The following is a 19,670-nucleotide window of genomic DNA, read 5'->3' as shown; positions in this document are numbered from 1 at the left end:
TCAGGCCCCGGACGCGGGCGAGACGCCCAACTCGTGTGTCTGTCGCCGCTCGTGGTACTCCTCGATGGTCAGGCTCTGCAGGCGCGAGTAGTTACCGTTCGGGTTGTCCACAAAACCCACCGCCGCCACGTACGGCTCGATGACGTGGATCTTCTGCAGGGGTGTCACGATCAGCAGTTGCAGGCCGATCCGCTGGAACAGTGCGAGCGCGAACCGAGTCGACGTCTCGGAGCCGCGCCCGAACGCCTCATCGATCACCACGAACCGGAACGTATTCCCACCGTTGGCTGCCGAGTCGAGCTTGAACTGGTACGCGAGCGACGCGGCCAGGATGGTGTAGGCCAGTTTCTCCTTCTGCCCGCCGGACTTGCCGCCCGAGTCGGTGTATGTCTCGTACTCGGCGTCGTCCTCCCGCCACCGTTCGGAGGCGGAGAAGACGAACCAGTTGCGTACGTCGGTGACCCGCCGCGCCCAGATTCGGTCGACATCGGTGAAGCCCTCCCGACCCTGAAACCGCTCGATGATCCGCTTGACCTGGAGGAACTTCTGCTCCGAGTACTGGTCCGAGTCGTCGCCGAGCGAGTTGTCGGTACAGGCCCGAAGGTCGCCGACGAAGTCGCGAATCTCCACGTTCGGTGACGGGCTGCCGTCCAGCCGGATATAACGGCCCTGGTTGTAGTCAATACCGACCAGCGACTGGTTGATCGTCGCGATCCGCTCCCGGATCAGCTCCGCCTGCTTGTTCAGTTGGGAGTGGAAGCTCGCGATGTCCCGGATCGTGTTCGTGTTCAGGTATGTCTTGAACTCCGCCTCGAACCGGGGAAGGTCGTCGCGGACCAGTCGGTCCCGCATCGCCCGGTACTCTCCGGCGGACTGGACAGTGTTGTCCAGCTCGGCGGCCTCCAACGGGTACCGGCGCCGGAAGTCCGCCATCCTGCTGACCGCCCGGTTGCTCGCCGCAGCCTGTCGGCGGGCAGCCTCGTCCCGCTCCGACCGGAGTTCGGCCTCGATTTCGTCCCGGAGCCGGTCGTAGCTGGCCGGCGCTTCGGGCATCGTCACACCGGCCCGCTTGTCCAGCGTCTCGAAACATTCCAGCGCCGTACCGCATCCCGGCTCGTTCAGTAGCCGCTCAGCGTCCCTCAGCCCCTGCTCGGCCCGGGCGAGCTGCTCCCGCACCTGGCCGATTCGGCCCTGCGAGGCATCCCGCTGCTCACCGAGTTCGGCGAGTTCCTCGGTGACCCGGTCCAGCTCGGCGTTGAGCCGGGCGAGTTCCCCCGAGGCCGCCTCCAACCGCCGCTTCTCCTGGCGCAACCGCTCGATACGTTGTACGGCCGAGCCCCAGTCCAGCTCCGTGAAGTCAGTAAACTCGACCAGCTTGCTCAGCGTGCCATGCCGCACGGTAAGCCGGTCCAGCCGCCCGACCAGTGCGTCCCGATCAGCGGTGGCCCGGGTACGCCGCCCGGCCAGGAGCTGTGCCTTCGCCAGCAGAGCGTAGATCTTCTGCTCGACGCTCCAGCCGAGCACATAGCCGCTGCGGTCGTCGATCCGGGACCGGTCGTCCTTCTCATGCCGGCCACCGATGTCCTTGATCTGGCCCGCCCGGGTCAGTGCCCGCTCAGCCCGACGGAACTCGGCGGTCGAGGCGACGCACTCGTAACCGGCACGCCGGCGTAGTTCCCGCTCCAGCCAGGGCCGCAGGGGCGACTCCGGATGCAGCTCCAGCTTGGCGAAGAGCGTCCGCCGCTCGTCGTACCCGGGATCTGGTTGGCGGGACAGCGTCGCGGGCACCCGGTAGTAGACCAGCCTGCCGCCCAGGTGCCGCTTGTCCACCCAGTCCGCTACGGCCGGGTAGTGCGCGTCCGGCACCAGCAGGGACAGGGCGAAACCACGCAGGACTCGTTCGGCGGCTCCCTCCCACTCGGGCGCCTCCGGTCGCATCTGGATCAGTTCGCCTGCGAACGGCAGGCTGGATTCGGGCAGGTTCAGCTCGCCACAGATCCGAGCCCGTAGTTCGAGGCTGCGACGCGGAATGTTGCTACGCCGTCCCCGCAGGCTGTGCAGCTCGGCGTTGACCTCCTGTTCCTGGCCCGCGATTTCCTTCACCGTGACCGCGGCCTCGGTCAGCTCGTTCTGCCGGTCGGCGCGGTCCTGGTCGCATCGGGCCAGCTCGTCGGCGACCTCCTGTCGGCGGTCGGCGAACTGCGGCAGCGCCTCGACCGGCGCCAGCCCGGCTTCGGCGAGCAAACTGGCGTACCGTTCGAAACGCCGCCGCCGCTCGTCCCGGGCTGTCTCCGTGTCGCTGATCTGTCGCTCCAGCTCAGCGACACGGTCGCCGCCATGCCCGGCACGCTCCAACGTCAGCCGGTCGCGCCGGGCGGCCAGCTCGGTGATCCGGCCCTTCACTGCGACGAGTCCGGCCTGCTCCCCCGCCAGCGTCGCCTGGTTGGCGGTGACCTCGGTCCGAAACAGCTCCGCCTTGCCCCGCGCGCAGAAGAACGGCAGCGCCGAGCGCTGCGCGTCCAGCGACACGATCTGGGCCGTGTGGCCGTCGTACGCGTCGCACGCCTCCAGCAAGGGCCTCAGGTCGGCGAGCTGCTCGCGGGCCTTCACGACGGCCTCATGCGCGCGGGTCAGATCGTCGAAGTGGGTGACAAGCCGACGGATCCAGTCCGCGGCGTCGAACGGCTCCAGCATGTGGTTGCGGACGAAGTCATTGAGGTCACCGACCGCCTTCATCGACACCGTCTGGTGAAACAGATCCATCGCCTGGTCGGAGGCGATGCCGAGACGCCGCCGGAAATCCTTGCCGTACTCTGGGAAATGGTCGTATATCTTGGCGCCGGACTGCCTCAACCGCTTCTTGAGTTGGGCGATCTCGCTGCCGAAGCCAACGAAGTCGGTGGCAACCGCCAGCTCCGTCCCGGCGGCGACGAAGAACCGTTCCGGCTGCCCGGAGTTGCCGTCCCGGGTCCAGAAGACCTGTCCAAGCGTGACCGTGGCGCCGGTGGCCGCGTTGCCGAAGACCCCGAGCAGCACCGAGTAGCTGTTGCCTCCGCGCAACCCGACCGGCCGGGACGTGCCGGTTGCCTCGTTCCTCTCCGACTTGTAATAGCCCAGCACGTACGAGCGCAACGTCCGCTCCCGTGTCTCGGCACCGGCGGCTCGGTTGTAGGAGATCTTGTGTGCCGGAAGCAGCAGCGTGGTGATCGCGTCGACCACGGTCGACTTACCGGAGCCGATGTCGCCGGTAAGCAGCGCGGTCGAGCCATCCAACCGGAAGGTCCAGACCCGGCCGTCGAACGTCCCCCAGTTGCGCAGTTCCAGCCGCAGCAAACGGAATCCGTGCGCTGCCGCGGCAACTCCGATCCGGTCCTGGTCGGTCACCGCGGCCCCGCCGTGGTTCCCGAAAGTTCGGCGACGTACTCGGCGAGCCGGGCATCGAATTCGGCCAACCATTGCGCGTCGACGAAGGCCTTGATGATTCGCCGCACCTCGTAGCTGGCCTCCCCGTCGTCAAGCCGCCGGAGGAACCCCAGCTCGACGACCTTGTTGAGATGAGTGTCGATCTGGTCGACTAGCCGGGCCTCGCCGATCGTGGCCGGCATGAAGGTCGTGAGCAGGTCGATCATCTGCTGGCGGGTGAGTACCAGCCGGGTGTCACTGTTGTTCGCATCAAACTCGGCGAGTTTCTTGCGCAGCAGCGCGAGCAGCAGGCTGACGTGGAACGACAGCGACCGACGCGGGATCAGCCGCGGCACGGCAGGCCCGTCCTGGTCGACGTCATCTGGTCGGGAGCGCAGGAAGGCGTACCCCTCGGCCTCATCGATCATCACGGTCAGCCCCAGTACCGCGACGTAGTCGCGCACCTGTGTCTGCAACTGGGTCAGATGAAGCCACGGCACCGCATGCGCGTCCCGATAGACGACGCCCTTCATCAGGTGGGTAACGGCAACCGAGAGGTTGGGTTCTGCCGGCCGGATCGCTCGGGACACGGTCACGCACCTCCCGCAAGGGACGACCTGCGGACGAAGGCAACGGCGGGCACGACCGCCTCCCGCAGTCGGCCATCGACACCACGCCAGCGTACGTGGTCCGGACGCCACTCATCGAAGATCAGCTCGAAGGTGGGGTCCTTGTCGAGCGACAGGTAGGCGACGAGTTCCGCCAATCCGTGTTCCAGGGGACGGGCGGCCACCAGCTCCGGCAACGAGACCTGGGTGCCGTCGGTGAGTGCTGCCCGTACCGCCTCGCGCAGCCGAGCCGGATCGACGTGTACCTGCTCGAACAAGGCTGAGACGTCCACCTCCGGTGTGTCGGCGTCGAGGTCGACATCGCTGTCCAGCGCCTGCTTGGCCCGAATCTGATACAGCGGTCGCTCCATCGGTAGAACGATGTGGGGAGCAATGCCGTCGATCTCGTGGCCCAGTTCACCCGTCGGCTGGTCACGAACAGCAAGGGCGTGCGTCTCCACGCTGCGCAGAATGTCCACCACTCGTCGGTTCTCCAGCCAGACCTGGTCGTCGAGGAACCGTCGCAGTTGCTCCGAGAGCAACCGCACGGTTGCCTGGGTGCGTTCCGCCGCGTCCAGCCAGTCGTAGTGGATGCCCCGCATCCGCAGGTCCGGCTCGCCGATCGCCTCCAGCGACTGCACCCGGGCGAGCAGGTCACTGAACTCCTGTTGGCGCCGGGGCGACAGGAGGAAGTCGTAGAAGGCATGGAAACTGCGGCCCTGGTCGGACTCCGCGATGTCGTTCCGGTTCCCTACGACCTCGTCCAGCAACTCCCCCTTCGACCCGTTCCAGGAGGCGATCCGCTCCCGCAGCTCCCGGTCGAGAGTTCGGAAGTTCGCTTCCACCTCCCGAAAGTCGCTCAGCAGCCCACGGGCGGTCGCGACGAACTGTTGGTACCGGTCACGTTGCGCGGCCGGATCGAGCAGGTCGACCTCACCAGCCGAAACCCGGTCGATCTCAACGTCGAGTTCCGCGCGTCGCTGACGCAGCTCCGCCAGCCGGACCTCCGGATCGGTCTCGGCGCCGAACGCCATCTGCCGCAGCAGTTCCAGCACGATGTTCAGCCGCGACTCGGTCCCGACGAAGGAGCGGGCGCGCAGCGACTGCACCCAGGCCAGCGCCCGCTCCACCGCTGGCGTGGCGTCGAAGTGCACCTGGTCCGCGCCAGGCGGATAGTACTTGCGCAGCCAGCCGACGTCGGGCTGCGCCCACTCGTCCAGGTACGCCTTGGCCGTACGCGGATATGTACCTTCCCCGAACCGCTCGTTGAGCGTGAAGAGTTCGTCCTCCAACCGCACGGTCAACTCGATCGCGGACATCGAGCGGATGTTCTCTTCGACGAAGACCCGCCCCAGGAAGGACAGCACCAAGGCCGCGTGGTCGGCCCGGAGCAGGCGCCAGGCTGGACTGTTCCGACGCAACCACTCGATGCTGTCGAAATCCATGCCGCTGCCCCCGTCCATGCCCGTAACCGCAAAGATGCTACGGACCTCAGTTACCAACCGCTATCCACCGACGACTCCAGAGCCAATTGGCCGACACCACCGAACGGCCCACAGCCTGCCAGCAGGCTGGCCCCGGACGGTTTTCCAGGCGGCCTGCGCCGCCCGGGACGCGACCGGCGCTGCCTACGCCCGATCTGTGGCGTGTCGTCCTCCAGTTCCCGCAAGCTGCCCCGTGCCTTCAGATAGATGCGGGAGCTACCGTAGGCTTCCGCGATGGGTTCACTGAGCCGGGCCGAACTGGATGCTTTGGTCGGCGATGCGACTGTCGATGCTTACGACGACGATGAGCAGCTGACCAGCCCGTACACGATGATCGAGGACAACCTGGCGGCGCCGTTCACGACGCAGGTTCTCGGCGTGGAGGTGACGGTGCGACGGGTCGACCTACGCCACGGCGGAATCGTGGCTTTGCCGACGAGGCCGCGTCCGGCAGGCGATCGGGATCTTGGACCTTCCCTTGCCCGAGCCGCCGCCGGGGGCGTTCGGTGGATCGAGGCCTACCGGCACTGGACGGTTGGATGATCACGTGTGACGGAGGCTGTCGGCAGTGAGCGAATACCAATACTACGAGTTCGTATCGATCGATCAACCGTTGACACTGACACAGCAGCAGGAGCTGCGGGCATTGTCGACCCGGGCGCGGATCACGTCATCGAGCTTCGTCAACGACTATCAGTGGGGAAACCTGAAGGGCGACCCACAGACCTGGATGGAGCGATACTTCGACGCGTTCCTGTACCTGACGAACTGGGGAACGCAGCGGATCGCGTTGCGGTTGCCGGTCAACGTGTTGTCTCCGGACATCGTCGCGAAGTACTGCGTCGGGGGATCGGCCCGTTCGTGGTCGACCCGGACCCACGTGATCCTCGACCTGCTCAGTGAGGACGAGGACAGCGACGAGGTCTACGACGGCGGTGGCCACCTCGCCGCGATCCTTCCCGCTCGCACAGAGCTGGCCGCCGGCGATCGGCGGCTGCTGTACCTGGCCTGGCTGCTGTGCGTGCAGGGCCGCGAGTTGGATGACGACGAACCGGAGCCGCCCGTTCCGCCGGGCCTGGGAAACCTGTCCGGGCCACTGCACGCCCTGGTCGAGTTCCTGCGGCTGGACCCGGACCTGCTCGCCGTGGCAGCCGAAACGAGTCCGCCCCTGCATGAGAAAGCGCCGTCGACATCGGCGCTGTCCCGGTGGGTGAAGACGCTGCCCGAGTCCGAGAAGGACAAGATCGTCCTGCGTCTGCTGAGCGGCGACCACACTCACCTGCGGTCGGAGTTGCTGCGTCGCTTCAACGGTACGACCCCAGAGGACCTCACCGGCGGTGGCCGTACCGCAGGAGAGTTGCTGACCTCCGCCGAGAAGCGCTGGGCACACCGGCAGCAGCTCGCCCGCCAGCGCGACGCGGCCGAGCGGAAACACCGGGAGCAGGCAGCCGCCGCCGCACGCGAGCAACACCTGAACGCGCTCGCTGGACGGCAGGAGCAGGTGTGGCAGCAGGTGGCCGCGATGATCGAAACGAAGAAACCGAAAGAGTACGACGCCGCCGTCGCACTCATGGCCGACCTGAAGGCGTTGGCCGAACGGGGCAGCGACACCGTAACGTTCCGCCGTCGGATGCGGCAGCTGCGTGAACGGCATGCCCGCAAGCCGAGCCTGCTGGACCGCCTCAACCGGGCCGGGCTCGGCTGACTGTGAGCATGGTGGGGTTCGTTCCTCAGTGGTGAGCTTCGTGACTGAGGTTTTTTGGCTGCTCGGAAGGTGATTTTCCTGGGTTCGGTGGCGGGCCATCCCGAGGTGCGTGTGCTGGCGACCTTGCGAGAGCGCCTCGCTATCGCCGGCGAGAAAGGTGGTCGCGGTTGAGCCACTGGAACCGACCAGCGCGGGTGCCGAGCTGTTCCGGACCCGGGCGCTCGCGGTCGACGCGACCGTCGACCTGGACGCTCATCACAGCGACGTGGTGGATATCTGCCAGCGCCTTGACGGGATCCCGCTCGCGATCGAGCTCGCCGCCGGCCGGACGAGAGCGTTCACGCCGGCCGACCTGCGGGCGCGACTTGACGACAGCCTGCCGCTGTTGACGGGCGGCCAGCGCACCGCAGCCGCCCGGCACCGCACGCTGGAGACGACAATCCGGTGGTCGTACGACCTGCTTGATGCCGGCGAGCAGAATCTGCTACGACGCCTGCCGATCTTTGTCGGCGCGTTCGACCTAGCGGCAGCGGAGGCGGTCGGCGGGGATGCTCCGTCCGACGACCGGCAGGTCGACAACCTCCTCGCCGGACTGGTGGAGCGGTCGATGGTGGCGGTCGAAAGGGGCCAGTCCGGCCGTCGCTTCCGCCTGCTCGAGACCATTCGCCAGTTCGCCGCCACGCTCGCACCCGAGGAGGACGGGCTCGCCAAACGCCACGCGCGGTGGTGCGGCGAGCGCGTGGCGCAGATCGGTGATCAACTGCGCGGGTGGACGGAGATTGAAGGTACTGAACCCCTGGCCGAGCTGTGGCCGGACCTGCGTGCCACGCTGGCGTGGGCGTGTGCGAGGCGCGACCCAGATCGGGCCACCGCCCTGCTCCGGCCGGTGGCTACGGAGCTCGCCCTACGGGCCCGCCACGGGGTCGGTGACTTCGCCGAGCGGATCCTCGACATCACGCCCGTGTCGTCCGCGGCCACGCGCGCTGCCTTTCCTGGGCCGCCAAGCGCTGCACGCAGGCCGGCAACCAGCAGGCGTACGGTCGGCTCCTCGACCGTTGCGGCGAGCCCGACCATCCGTTGGCCCGGTAACGCGCGGGCCTACGTGAGCGGGGACGGCGCGGCGCTCCATCGGTGCCTCCCCGACGTCGCCTCTGCCCTCGAGGCGTGCGGGGATGACGCGACGGCCCGGTTCGTCCAGCTGATGGCGGCCGGTCTCCTGCTGAGCGCCGGCCGATTCTCCGAAGTAGACACCCTGGTGTCGGCGCTCGCCGAGCAGTACCGCCGGCAGAGCCCGCCGAACCTACTGCACCAGGCCCTGCAGACGCTCGGCTACTCGGCGTCGCTCCAGCAGCGCACAGCGGACGTAGAACAGTACTTCTACGAGGCCGCTCTCGGCCAATGGTCCGGTGGCGGCTCGATCAGCCTTCCGCCGCGCGGGGACCGTGCGGAGGCCGTCGAGATCCTCTGCGGCTACATCGATGAACTGCTTGAGCACGACAACGTGGTGGCGGCCAGCGTGGTGTCCATCGAATTCATCAACATGATGGCGGCGATGGAGCGCTACGCCGAGGCCCGGCAAATGATTCGCTACCTCGCCGGTGTGATGCCTACTACCCGTGGAAGAAGATCCCGGTCAGCGGGCACGATCTGTCCGATGCCCACCTGATCAACGTCGCCCATCACCACCACCACCAGCGCTCCACCCGCTCCCCGACCTTGATCTCCTCGGTCTCCGTAGTCCGCGCGCGCCGACGATTCGGCGCGGCGTGGGCCGGACGACGACCGGTGGTGCCGTCCGGCCTGCGCCACCCGACCTCAGCCCTTCTCCTGCTGGAGGCGCTGCATTAGCATTTTCTTGCCCTGCTCGCCCGCCTTGCGGTTGTTGTCCTGGATCCGCCGGAACCATTCGGCGAGTTCCGTGTCGCCGTCGGCGTCGGCGTCGGCGATGTACGTCTCCAACTGCCAGATGTGCTGCAGTGACATCTGCAGCGCGTGGACCAGGTCGTAGTTCTTATCCTTCACCGGGCTCGCCGCTTCCCGAACGATCGTGGCCACGACACACCTCCCTGTCGCTGATGCGTGGAACCAGCGCTTACCCCTCGCCACGGCCTTCACGCCGGCTACCTACCGCCCGCTGGCGGGTAGGGGGCACGCACGGCGGAACTGGCGGCGTTGCAGATCGTGCGATACGGCGAGAGCACAGCGAACGTTGCGGCCGGCGCGGCAGTCGGCGCCGAACTGATCGACCTCACTCACCGGCACCCGGACGTGCCGCTCAACCGGACCGGGCAGGAGCAGGCCACCGCCACCGACCTGCGGACCTGCGGTTCGCCGGCCTGCCGGGCCTGTCTCGCGAACGGCCCTGTCTCACATTCGGTTTGCTCCGTGAGGCGCTGTGGTTCGAGCGGAGGTGGGAGACCTGCGCCTTTGGCCTGTCGCAGCAGGTTGATGTAGCTGGGGGCAGCCTGATCCGGGTGGCGCTGGGGAAGGTGGGAGCAGCCCTGACAACGCCGGGACGTTCCAGTACTGCCAGATGGGGCGGGTCCGGCAAGCGAGACGAAGAGGAGTACGCGAGGAACCGGCGTCTTTACGTCCTTCATCAGAGACACCGACTCGAACCTGGCGGATGTGGGTCGGGCGCGGTGCTTCCCCGCCGTGTATCGAAGCGGTGGGGATCTTCCAGGTCGGTATGCAAGAGCTGGCTTGGGAGGCCATGAGGAAGGTCTGCGGCGTACTCATGGCGATGCCGCTGGGACACAGTCGGGCTCCTCCTTCGACGAGCGAACCACAGTGAACACGGGAACCACCTGGTCGCGGTTCCCGGCGCGGGTGCGGCCAGCACGCGCGTCGGGATAGGCGCGCCGACCGCTGAGGGGGCCGGGTGGGGCGGAGCCTCCGTAGTAGTCCGAGGTCGGGAAAGCCGGCCACATGGCGAAGGGCGGCAGCGGTTTCGCGAAAGGGAGGATACTGTAATGCCGCAAGACGCGCCGCTGAATGGTGCTGCTCCGACCGATCCGGCCGTCGGGCCGTATCGGCGGGTAGTGGAGATGCAGGCCAAGCTTCACCGTTGGGCGGCGGCCGATCCCGGCCGCCGGTTCGATGACCTGTTCAATCTCGTGCACGACCCGGCGACGCTGGTGATGGCGTACGGCCGGGTCGCGGGCAACCTCGGAGCCCGGACTGCCGGCGTGGACGGTGTGACCGTCGCTGACGTCGAGCAGCACATCGGCGTTCCTGGGTTCCTGGACGACTTGCGTGCCCAATTGAAGACGGGCACGTTCCGGCCGCTGCCGGTGCGGGAACGCAAGATCCCGAAGCCGGGCGGGTCGGGTAAGGTCCGCAAACTGGGGATACCCACGGTGGCGGACCGGGTCGTTCAGGCGGCGTTGAAGCTCGTGCTGGAACCGATCTTCGAGGCCGACTGTGCGCCACAAGGCGCTGGTTTCACCGTGTGAGGTGCAAGACCTCACCGGGCTCCTGTCGCAGCAGGGGTCCAGAAGTTGGGGGCAGCCTGATCCGGGAGGTGCCGAGGAGGGCGGGAGCAGCCCTGACAACGTAGCGGAGGCGTGGTACTGCCAGACGCGTCAGCCGCGCTAGTGCTGTGACCGGAAACGTTGGCCGGGTTGGTCAGGCCGCTGCCCGGTCGGTGGTCTGACCCCAGCGTCGTTGGCGTTCGGAGCGGATGCGGGCGCGTTCGCGGCGTTGGGCGGCCAGGATGTCCGGGTGGCGGGCGTTGGCGTTACGCCAGCGTAGGTAGTTGTGCAGGGCTTGGGTCGCGACCGGGTGGTTGGGATGGTTCGATCCGGCGAGGACGAACATCCGTAGCGGTCCGAAGTGCGCCTCGATCGGGTTGGCCCAGGACGAATAGGTCGGGGTGAAGCACAGCTCGACCTTGTTGCGTGCGGCCCAGGCCCGGATCTTCTTGCCTTTGTGCGCGGACAGGTTGTCCAGGATCACGTAGATCGGGGCGCCGTCCGGCCGCGCCTTGCGGATCGACCTGAGCGCGGCCAGGGTGTTCGCCGCGGACTTGCGGCGCCGCACGACGCCCCACATGGTGTCGTCGCCGACGCTGTAGCAGGCGTGGAACTGCCGCACGCCGTGCAGCTTGTGGTAGTTGCCGGGCAACCGGTCCGGATGCCCGGCCGGCGTCCACGACGCGCCGGCGTGCGGCCTGATGCTCAACGGGCCGAATTCGTCGAAGGCGAAGACCCGGTCCGGGAACGCGGTGGTCACCGCCTCGATCCGAGCGAGCTTCGCCTCGGCGTTCGGGTCGTTGGTCTCCTTCCAGGTCTTGGTTCGCTGGAGCGTGATGTCGTGCCGGTGCAGGAACTCCCGCAGCCGTTCCCGGCCGACCACCACGCGGCGCGGACCGCGGTTGTGGGCCAGGTAGTCGGCGAGTTTGCGCAGGCTCCACCGGGTGAACGGCTGACCGAGCGCCTGGGGTCTGGTACGGGCCGTCGCGACGATGAACGCTTCGTCGTCTTCACTGATCCGGCGGGGACGGCCACCCGCCCACCGAGGGTCCAGGCAGGCCAGACCGATCTTGTTGAACCGGTGGATGACCTCACGGATCGCATCCTCGTCGCCCTGGACCAAACGAGCGATCGCCGGGACGGTGTTCCCACTGGCCGAGGCCATGATGACCATCGCCCGTCGCAGCCGGACCGGTGATCCCGTCCCACGCCGCACGATCTGTTGTAGTCGCCGACCCTCGTCATCGGTGAGCCGACGCGCCCGAACAGCATCTGCCATCCCGACAGCCTGAACCCCGCCCGACACCGAACCGGTAACGATGACCGGCGTGTCACCCAACCCGGCCAACGTTTCCGGTCACAGCACTAGCGAGGCGGGAAGGGATAGCGATCGCGAACGAGTGTCTGATGCCCCGTGATTCGAAAACGACCCTGAACCTGGCGGATATGGGTCGATGCAGTGCTGGGTGGGTTTCAGTTGGTGGCCGGCCCGCTTCCTGGTCGTCCAGTCTGTGCGGCCAGGAAGACCACGAGGAAGGCCTGCGGCGTACTCGTGGTGATGCTGCCGGGGTAAAGCTCGATCCCGACCCCGCCAAGCGGTGGCCAGTGAACGTGGGAAGCGTCTGGGTGTCGCCCTACCCGCTCGGCATCCAGCCGGGTGGCGGGCAGGCGCACCGTCAACTGACGGCGCCCAGGCGTGGCAGAGCCCTCGTAGTAGTCCGAGCGCAGGAGAGCTGCGCACATGGCGAAGGAGGGCAGCAGATTTGCAGCAAGGACTGGTCGAGGGGAGGTCGACGGTGAATACCGTCGCGCCGTGGCCGACATTCCGCGAAGCGGACGCACGGGTACTTCATGTCCAGACCAAGCTGCACAAGTGGGCAACAACCGATCCGAACATGCAGTTCCACGATCTGTTCAACCTCGTTGCCGACCTGGCCACCCTGCGGGTGGCGTGGCTGCGAGTACGAACAAATCGTGGAGCCCGCAGCGCCGGGGTCGATGGTGTCAGCTGCTCGTATGTGGAGCAGCAGGTCGGCGAGGAGCCCTTCCTCCGAGAGCTTCGCGACCGGCTCAAACACAGCACCTATCGGCCCGAACCCGTGCGGGAACGAGCGATCCCGAAGAAGTGCGGCAAGGTTCGCCGGCTCGGGATCCCCACCGTTGCCGACCGGGTGGTGCAGATGGCGCTCAAGCTTGTGTTGGAACCGATCTTCGAGCCCGACCAGTACCGGTCCAGCTACGCCTACCGGCCAGGACGCCGCGCACAGGACGCGGTAGCCGAGATCGTGCACTACATCAACAACGGCTACTCGTGGGTGGTCGAGGGCGACATCGAAGGCTGCTTCGACAACATCCGGCATTCGGTCGTGGTCGAACGCATCCGCCGACGCGTCACCGATCGCAAAGTGATCAACCTGTGCAAGGCGTTCCTCAAAGCAGGGGTACTCACCGAGCTGGGCCAGTTCGAACGACGGGTGTCCGGCACCCCTCAGGGCGGGGTCATCTCCCCGCTGTTTGCCAACCTGGCACTGACCGCCCTGGACGAACCGTTCCAAGCGGCTTGGGCGGCCACGTCGAAGTACCGCAACCAGCGCACCTACCTGCGCTCCAAGGGTATCGCCACCTATCGACTCATCCGCTACTCGGATGACTTCGTGATCATGGTGCACGGCACCCAGACGCAGGCAGAAGCCCTGAAGGCCGACACCGCAGCCATCCTGGCCAGCCAGGGGCTGCGGCTGTCGGAGGCGAAGACGCACATCACCCATGTGGACAACGGTTTTGACTTTCTCGGCTTCCGCATCCAGCGGCGGCCTCGGAAGGGCAAGACTCCCTGCGCCTACACCTTCATGTCGCCAGCGAACTTCGAGGCGACGAAACGCAAGGTCAAGGCGTGGACCCGACGCAACCGGCTCAACCTGCTCCTGCTGGACATCCTGGAGGCCATCAACCCGATCCTGCGGGGCGTGGCCAACTACTTCCGGCACGCCGCGGTGAAGCGGACCCTGCACTACCTCACCTGGTACTCCTGGTGGCGGGTCATGCGGTGGATCCGCGCGAAGCATCCCAAGGCGAACTGGACGTGGCTCAGGAGACGCTACTTCGGCAAGGACAAGATCAGCCAAGCGGGCGTGATTCTCTTCCGGCCCGACTCGGTACCGGTGACCCGCTACCGTTACCGGGGCTCGAAGATTCCCACGCCGTGGGACGCGGCAACTGCAACGGTATAGACGCCCACCCGCACGTCTGTGGAGAGCCCGGTGCCGGGACGACCGGCACGCCGGGTTCGGGGAGCGGGCCGGGGAAACGGACCACCGGAGACGGTGGCACCGCGCCCCGGTCCGACTCCATTCCTCCCGTGTTCCTACGGGTTCCGCCCGGGACGCCGGGCCCATGACGCGGTGGCCGAGATCCGTTACCTGGCCACGAGACCACGTAGCTACGAGTGGGTCGTGGAAGGCGACATCAAGGCCTGTTTCGACGAGATCGACCATACCGCCCTGATGGGACGGGTGCGTGGCCGCATCGCCGACAAGCGCCTGCTGGGCCTGGTGAAGGCGTTCCTGAAGTCGGGCATCCTCGGCGAGGACCGCCAACTGCGGGAGACCAACGCCGGCACTCCGCAAGGGTCGATCCTGTCCCCGTTGCTGAGCAACATCGCCTTGTCAGTGCTGGACGAGTATGTCGCCCAGCGTCCCGGTGGCCCTTCCACCGGCAGGGTGGAGAAAGCTCGGCGGCTTCGGCGCGGCCTGCCGAACTTCAAGCTGGTCCGGTATGCCGACGACTGGTGCCTGATGATCAAAGGCGGCCGGTCGGACGCCGAAGCGCTGCGGGACGAGATCGCCGGGGTCCTGGCCACGATGGGCCTGCGCCTGTCGCAGGCCAAGACCCTGATCACCCATATCGACGAGGGGATGGACTTCCTCGGCTGGCGCATCCAGCGTCATCGCAAGAGAGGGACCACCCGGCACTACATCTACACCTACCCGGCCAAGAAGTCGCTGAAGGCGGTGATGGCCAAGGTGAAGACCCTGTGCCGGCAGGTCGAGGTGAACCAGCCGCTGGATGACCTGATCCGCAGGCTCAACCAGGCGGTACGCGGCTGGTGCGCCTACTTCCGGCCCGGCGTGTCGTCGGCGACCTTCGCATACCTCAGCCACTACCTGTGGCAGACGGTCTGGCGATGGCTCCGGCGAAAACACCGCCGGACCACCTGGAAGGAACTCCGCCGCCGCTACTGCGACGGCGGATGGTGGCCCCACGGCCAGCGGGAACTGTTCGACCCGGAGAAACTGAGTACCACCCGGTACCTCTACCGCGGCGCGAACATCCCCACCCCCTGGCCAGCCACCTGACGACGAGACACCACCACGCCCAAGCGAGGCTTGTGGAGAGCCCGGTGCATCGAAAGGTGCACGCCGGGTTCGGGAAGCGGCCCGCAGAAACAGACTGACCAAGAGCCGGAACTGCGCTGCGGGCCGACTTCACCGACCGGCCTACGACACGCTCGTGAGGTTCGTCGACGAGCATCGGGACCGTTTCGGGGTCGAGCCGATCTGCCGGGTGCTGCGTCAGCACGGGCTGCAGATCGCTCCGAGCGGTTACTGGGCGGCCCGGTCACGACCTGTCTCGACGCGCCGGGTTTCCGGGATGTGGAGTTGACCGGGCTCATCCGCGCTGTCCACGCCGGGAACCTCGGTGTCTACGGTGCCCGCAAGGTGTGGCATGAGCTGCGCAGGCAGGGGTATCGGGCGGCCGGGTACACCACGGGCGGTTCACAACACCACCTCGAGGTGGGATATGTCAGAACGTGACGAAGACTCGGCGCTTGGGCTGCCCACTCACTCCAGGGATGCCTCGGATTGATGCCACTCGCACTCAAGCGCCACTTTGGGTCTTGATCTTGGTTCAAAGCCGTGTCGGTTCGCCGCCCGCGGGCTGGCTCGGGGCGCCGTCAGGCGGCGGTGAGGCGCTGGCGGGCGGCCGGTACGACGAGGGGGCTGCCGGTCTCCGGGTCGGGGATGATCCGGCAGGGCAGGTCGAAGACGGCCCGGACGAGGCCGGCGTCAACGATGTCGGTCGGCGCGCCCTGGGCGACGACCCGTCCGTCGCGCATGGCGATGAGGTGGGTGGCGTACCGGCAGGCGTGGTTGAGGTCGTGGAGCACGGCGACCAGGGTGCGACCGGTCTCCTGGAGTTCGGCGCAGAGGTCGAGTACCTCGATCTGGTGGGTGATGTCGAGGTACGTGGTCGGCTCGTCGAGGAGCAGAATCTCGGTCTCCTGGGCAAGGGCCATGGCGAGCCAGACCCGTTGGCGCTGGCCGCCGGAGAGTTCGTCAACGGGGCGGTCGGCGAGGTCGGTGACGCCGGTGGCGGCCATCGACTCGGCGACGACGCGCTCGTCTTCGCGGGACCACTGGCGCAGCAGGTTCTGGTGCGGGTACCGACCGCGGTTGACGAGGTCGGCGACGGTGATGCCGTCAGGGGCGACGGAACTCTGGGGGAGCAGGCCGAGGCGGCGGGCGACCTCCTTCGACGGGTACGTGGTGATGAGCCGGCCGTCGAGGTGGACGCCGCCGGTGCGGGGGCGCAGCATCCGGGCGAGGGCGCGGAGCAGGGTCGACTTGCCGCAGGCGTTAGGGCCGACGATGACGGTGAACGAGGCGTCGGGGATGTCGATGTCGAGATGCGCGGCAACGGTGCGCCGGTCGTAGGCCAGGGTCAGGTTCTTCCCGTAGAGCCGGGGAGATGCTGTCACCGGATCGAACCCTCCACATCGAAGTTTGGTGAGCCTAACATAAGTACCTGCCGGACGGAGGCCCTCATGGACGGCAAGGGTGGTTCCCGCGCCAGCGGGATGCTGTTCGGCGTCGTGATCGGCATCGTCATGGAGAACCTGGCGATCGGCATGGCCTGGGCTGGCGTTCGGGATCGGGACCGGCGCCGGTCGCGGCAGGGGCGGCGACCCGGACCAGGGTGACCCGAATCCCGACCGGCACTGACGCGGGCCGTGTACGCCGAACTGCGACCGGGCGACCTACAAGAAGCGCAACGTCGTCGAGCGGTGCTTCAACCGACTCAGACAGTGACGCGACCTGGCCACCCGCTACGCCAGCGCACACAGCTGTACCGGGCCAGCCTCGTACTCATCGCCGCCATCATCTGGCTCCCATGATCGCCAGGACACGCCCTAGACGCGGGCGGAGCGGGTCCGGCCGGCGAGCAGCCACACCAGGTAGACACCTCCGAGCGCGCCGGTGAGGACCCCGACCGGCAACTGCAGCGGGGCCAACAGCCGCTGGGCGCCGAGGTCGGCCAAGGCGAGCAGGGCCGCTCCGGTCAGCGCGGCGGGGAGCAGGTTCGTCCCCGGTGAGCGGGTCAGCCGGCGGGCGATCTGCGGGGCCGCCAGGGCCACGAACGGCACCGGCCCGGCCGAGGCGGTGCCGACGGCGGTCAGCGCGACGGCCACGAACAGCAGGGCGAGCCGGGCTCGTTCGACCCGCACGCCGAGCCCGCCGGCGATGTCGTCGCCGAGGGCGAGGGCGTCCAGCGACCGGGCGAGCAGCACGGTGAGCGGCAGCAGGGCGGCGAGGGCGGAGCCGACGGGTACGGCGTGCTCCCAGCCACGCCCGTTGAGGCTGCCGGTGAGCCAGACCGCGGCGGTCATGGCGTCGCCCAGCCGGGCCCGGGTGAGCAGGTAGCCGTTGGCGGCGGCAAGGACCGCGCTCATCCCGATGCCGACCAGCACCAGCTGGTGCGGGCGGGCCGAGCCGCGCTGGAAGGCGAGCAGGTAGACCAGGACGGCGACGACCAGGCCACCGACGACGGCTCCGCCGGCGACGACGGCGGTGCCGCCGCCGAGCAGGATCACGCCGACCAGCGCGCCAGTCGCCGAGCCCGTGGTGAAGCCGATGATGTCTGGGCTGCCCAGCGGGTTGCGGGACAGGCTCTGGAAGACCGAACCGGCGATCCCGAAGGCGGCCCCGACGGCGAGGGCGGTCAGTACCCGCGGCAGCCGCAGCGTGGTCACCGCGAACTCGCTCGCTGGCGTACCGGCGCCGAGCAGGGTGCGGACGACGTCGACCGCCGACAGTGGATAGTCGCCGATGGTGAGGCTGGCGACGGCGGCGGCCAGGATGACCGCGACCAGGGCCAGGCCGACGACGACCGGGCGCGGCGCGATCCGCAGCGACATACCGGCCAGCCGCAGTACCAGCACCGGGCGGCCACCGCGCCCCTTGCCGGCACCGGGGCCGGCCGGACCGGTGGGCGGCCCGCCAGCGGGACCGGCGGGGGCGACGGCGGTGGGGTCGGCGGTCACGATCGGCTCCAGTCGTGGGCGGCGTCAGAGGCGGGCGATCCGCACCCGACGGACCAGGGCGATGAACACCGGCGCGCCGACCAGGGCGGTGACCACGCCGGCCTCCAACTCGCCGGGTCGGGCGAGCAGCCGGCCGGTGACGTCGGCGGCGAGCAGCAGGATTGGGGCGAGGACCGCCGAGTACGCCAGCACCCAGCGCTGGTCGGGACCGGTGATCGCGCGGGCGGCGTGCGGTACGGCCAGACCGACGAAGCCGATCGGGCCGGCCGCGGCGGTCGCCCCGGCGGCCAGGATCACCGCGGCCAGCGCGGCGAGGCCGCGTACGGTGCCGGGACGGGCACCGAGAGCCCGGCCGGTGTCGTCGCCGAGGGCGATGGCGTTGAGCCCCCGGCCGAGGGTGGCGGCGAGCAGGGCACCGGCTGCGATCAGGGGGCCGACCTGCCACAGCACCGACAGGTCGCGGTCGGCGATCGAGCCGACGGCCCAGAAGCGGAACTCGTCGAAGGCGCCGGCGTCGAACAGGACGACGGCGGAGGTGAAGGCGGCCAGGGCGGCGGCCACGGCGGTGCCGGCGACGGCCAGCCGGGCCGGGGAGGCGCTGCCGCCGCGGGCGCCGAGCAGGTAGACCAGGGCGAACGCGCCGGCGGCGCCGAGCAGTCCGAACCAGACGTACACCCCGGGGTGGGACAGGCCGAGCAGGCTCAGCGCGGTGACGATCGCGGCGGCCGCGCCGGCGTTGACGCCGAGGATGCCGGGGTCGGCGAGCGGGTTGCGGGTCAGCGCCTGCATGAGGGCGCCGGCCAGGCCGAGGGCGACACCGACGGCGACCCCGAGCAGGGTACGGGGCATCCGCAGGTCGCGTACGGCGACGGCGTCGGGCGAGCCGTCGTACGCGGTGAGCGCGTCCCAGACGGCGGCGGGCGGCACCGGGCGGGCGCCGATGGCGACGCTGGCCAGCATGACGGCCGCGAGGACGGCGACACCGGCCAGCAGTCCGGTGATCCGGCGCGGTCCGGCGCCAGCGGTTCGGGCGGGGCCGGTGGCGCCGGGTGCCTTCGCGGTCGGCCCGCCGAGGCGGGCCGTGGTCACCGGGGGTCCGCGGTGGCGGCCCGCTGGCGGCGGCGCCGTTCGACGACGAGCAGGACGAGGCCGGCGGCGGGCAGGATCAGGGCGCCGGCGAGCCAGCCGGCGGAGTCGACGCCGGTCTTGGGCAGTTCGCCGCCGGGCACCTGTGGGGTGGGGCTGGTGGTGGTGCCGCCACCGGCGGTGACGGTGAACTGGTCGGTGGCGAGGCTGCGGGCCGGGCCGTCGTTCTCGGCGCCGGAGCCGGCGAGGAACCGCAGCCAGTGGCTGCCGGCCGGGGTGCCGGCGGGGATGGTCACCGCCCCGGAGATGGCGCCGCTGTCGCTGGCGGTGACGTCGCCGAGGATGTCGACGTCGTCGAGCTTGATGGTGACGATCTGGCCCCGTTCGCCCTCGTTGACGAAGCCGGTGCCGGTGAAGCGGATCGCCTGCCCGGCGGCGACGGTGGTGGCGGCCAGCGAGACGGTGGCGCCCTGCGGGTTGGACGGGCGGGGCTCGGCGGCGGCCGGCCGGGCGACGAGTACGGCGCACAGCACGGCGAGCAGGCCGCCGGCGAGGCGGAGCGGGGTACGGCTCATGGTCTCTTTCTTTCCG

17 protein-coding genes and 1 pseudogene are annotated in these 19,670 nt (G+C 68.7%); 9 read left to right on the top strand and 9 right to left on the bottom strand.

All coding sequences use genetic code 11. The annotated features are described in order from the left end of the window. The 3 genes from QCD66_RS12320 to QCD66_RS12310 are packed head-to-tail and all read right to left on the bottom strand — an operon-like array spanning position 1 to position 5,473. Positions 1 to 3,384: an ATP-binding protein gene (locus QCD66_RS12320; protein WP_375735995.1), complete on the bottom strand. Its 3,384-nt coding sequence runs from the start codon at positions 3,382 to 3,384 to the stop codon at positions 1 to 3. Next, complete coding sequence (locus QCD66_RS12315) at positions 3,381 to 3,992, bottom strand: DUF4194 domain-containing protein (protein ID WP_375735996.1); 612 nt, start codon at positions 3,990 to 3,992, stop codon at positions 3,381 to 3,383. Before QCD66_RS12315 ends, QCD66_RS12320 begins: the two co-directional genes overlap by 4 nt. Before the next feature lie 2 nt (positions 3,993 to 3,994). Further along, entirely contained in the window at positions 3,995 to 5,473 is a 1,479-nt protein-coding gene (locus tag QCD66_RS12310) for a DUF3375 domain-containing protein (protein ID WP_375735997.1), read from the bottom strand. A gap of 255 nt (positions 5,474 to 5,728) precedes the next feature. Here QCD66_RS12310 and QCD66_RS12305 point away from each other — a divergent pair, with 255 nt between their 5' ends. The 3 genes from QCD66_RS12305 to QCD66_RS12295 all read left to right on the top strand — a co-directional run bounded on the left by QCD66_RS12305 (position 5,729) and on the right by QCD66_RS12295 (position 8,865). Further along, positions 5,729 to 6,037 (top strand): hypothetical protein, encoded by a 309-nt coding sequence (locus QCD66_RS12305; RefSeq protein WP_375735998.1) that lies wholly within the window; start codon positions 5,729 to 5,731, stop codon positions 6,035 to 6,037. A 25-nt stretch (positions 6,038 to 6,062) separates the two neighbouring features. After that, a complete protein-coding gene (locus QCD66_RS12300; protein ID WP_375735999.1) occupies positions 6,063 to 7,199 on the top strand; it encodes a hypothetical protein in 1,137 nt (378 codons plus the stop codon). Between the two features lie 157 nt (positions 7,200 to 7,356). Further along, positions 7,357 to 8,865, top strand: a complete 1,509-nt coding sequence (locus QCD66_RS12295; RefSeq protein ID WP_375736000.1) for a hypothetical protein — start codon at positions 7,357 to 7,359, stop codon at positions 8,863 to 8,865. 149 nt (positions 8,866 to 9,014) lie between these two features. On the opposite strand, the gene QCD66_RS12290 is transcribed toward QCD66_RS12295, so the two are convergent. Further along, on the bottom strand, positions 9,015 to 9,254 hold the full coding sequence (locus tag QCD66_RS12290) for a hypothetical protein (protein ID WP_375736001.1): 240 nt from the start codon (positions 9,252 to 9,254) through the stop codon (positions 9,015 to 9,017). Positions 9,255 to 10,171: 917 nt separating this feature from the next. Here QCD66_RS12290 and QCD66_RS12285 point away from each other — a divergent pair. Next, positions 10,172 to 10,654: a hypothetical protein gene (locus QCD66_RS12285; protein WP_375736002.1), complete on the top strand. Its 483-nt coding sequence runs from the start codon at positions 10,172 to 10,174 to the stop codon at positions 10,652 to 10,654. Between the two features lie 172 nt (positions 10,655 to 10,826). Here QCD66_RS12285 and QCD66_RS12280 read toward each other — a convergent pair whose 3' ends face one another. Next, on the bottom strand, positions 10,827 to 11,951 hold the full coding sequence (locus tag QCD66_RS12280) for an IS630 family transposase (protein ID WP_407567120.1): 1,125 nt from the start codon (positions 11,949 to 11,951) through the stop codon (positions 10,827 to 10,829). 517 nt (positions 11,952 to 12,468) lie between these two features. Between QCD66_RS12280 and ltrA the strand changes: the two genes are divergently transcribed. From ltrA to QCD66_RS12265, 3 genes are all read left to right on the top strand, one after another. Next, a complete protein-coding gene (gene ltrA / locus QCD66_RS12275) occupies positions 12,469 to 13,902 on the top strand; it encodes a group II intron reverse transcriptase/maturase (protein WP_375736914.1) in 1,434 nt (477 codons plus the stop codon). 18 nt (positions 13,903 to 13,920) lie between these two features. Beyond that, the gene (locus tag QCD66_RS12270; RefSeq protein ID WP_375736913.1) at positions 13,921 to 15,027 is read left to right on the top strand and encodes a reverse transcriptase domain-containing protein; all 1,107 of its coding nucleotides are present in this window, start codon (positions 13,921 to 13,923) and stop codon (positions 15,025 to 15,027) included. A 297-nt stretch (positions 15,028 to 15,324) separates the two neighbouring features. Continuing rightward, entirely contained in the window at positions 15,325 to 15,486 is a 162-nt protein-coding gene (locus QCD66_RS12265) for a transposase (RefSeq protein ID WP_375736912.1), read from the top strand. Between the two features lie 140 nt (positions 15,487 to 15,626). Here the strand turns inward: QCD66_RS12265 and QCD66_RS12260 are convergent, their stop codons facing one another. Continuing rightward, on the bottom strand, positions 15,627 to 16,397 hold the full coding sequence (locus QCD66_RS12260) for an ABC transporter ATP-binding protein (protein ID WP_375736917.1): 771 nt from the start codon (positions 16,395 to 16,397) through the stop codon (positions 15,627 to 15,629). A gap of 99 nt (positions 16,398 to 16,496) precedes the next feature. Between QCD66_RS12260 and QCD66_RS12255 the strand changes: the two genes are divergently transcribed. Together QCD66_RS12255 and QCD66_RS12250 are read left to right on the top strand one after the other, a co-directional pair. After that, a complete protein-coding gene (locus QCD66_RS12255) occupies positions 16,497 to 16,652 on the top strand; it encodes a hypothetical protein (protein WP_375736911.1) in 156 nt (51 codons plus the stop codon). A 37-nt stretch (positions 16,653 to 16,689) separates the two neighbouring features. Beyond that, positions 16,690 to 16,847, top strand: a pseudogene (locus QCD66_RS12250) (IS5/IS1182 family transposase); the annotation flags it as partial. Positions 16,848 to 16,862: 15 nt separating this feature from the next. Here QCD66_RS12250 and QCD66_RS12245 read toward each other — a convergent pair. From QCD66_RS12245 to QCD66_RS12235, 3 genes are all read right to left on the bottom strand, one after another. Next, positions 16,863 to 17,891: a FecCD family ABC transporter permease gene (locus tag QCD66_RS12245; RefSeq protein ID WP_375736916.1), complete on the bottom strand. Its 1,029-nt coding sequence runs from the start codon at positions 17,889 to 17,891 to the stop codon at positions 16,863 to 16,865. Positions 17,892 to 18,017: 126 nt separating this feature from the next. After that, entirely contained in the window at positions 18,018 to 18,953 is a 936-nt protein-coding gene (locus QCD66_RS12240; protein ID WP_375736915.1) for a FecCD family ABC transporter permease, read from the bottom strand. 125 nt (positions 18,954 to 19,078) lie between these two features. Further along, positions 19,079 to 19,654, bottom strand: a complete 576-nt coding sequence (locus QCD66_RS12235) for a hypothetical protein (protein ID WP_375736910.1) — start codon at positions 19,652 to 19,654, stop codon at positions 19,079 to 19,081. Positions 19,655 to 19,670: the final 16 nt, after the last annotated feature.

The sequence above is a fragment of the Polymorphospora sp. A560 genome (genome assembly GCF_045781765.1).
GTDB lineage: Bacteria > Actinomycetota > Actinomycetes > Mycobacteriales > Micromonosporaceae > Polymorphospora > Polymorphospora lycopeni.
This window is presented reverse-complemented; position numbering and strand designations above follow the sequence as displayed.

Excerpts from the sequence above, each read along its gene's own strand:
- QCD66_RS12285 (WP_375736002.1), top strand. The coding sequence starts at position 10,172 with ATGCCGCAAGACGCGCCGCTGAATGGTGCTGCTCCGACCGATCCGGCC.
- QCD66_RS12255 (WP_375736911.1), top strand. The coding sequence starts at position 16,497 with ATGGACGGCAAGGGTGGTTCCCGCGCCAGCGGGATGCTGTTCGGCGTC.
- QCD66_RS12310 (WP_375735997.1), bottom strand. The coding sequence starts at position 5,473 with ATGGACGGGGGCAGCGGCATGGATTTCGACAGCATCGAGTGGTTGCGT.
- QCD66_RS12305 (WP_375735998.1), top strand. The coding sequence starts at position 5,729 with ATGGGTTCACTGAGCCGGGCCGAACTGGATGCTTTGGTCGGCGATGCG.
- QCD66_RS12235 (WP_375736910.1), bottom strand. The coding sequence starts at position 19,654 with ATGAGCCGTACCCCGCTCCGCCTCGCCGGCGGCCTGCTCGCCGTGCTG.
- QCD66_RS12280 (WP_407567120.1), bottom strand. The coding sequence starts at position 11,951 with ATGGCAGATGCTGTTCGGGCGCGTCGGCTCACCGATGACGAGGGTCGG.
- QCD66_RS12240 (WP_375736915.1), bottom strand. The coding sequence starts at position 18,953 with ATGCTGGCCAGCGTCGCCATCGGCGCCCGCCCGGTGCCGCCCGCCGCC.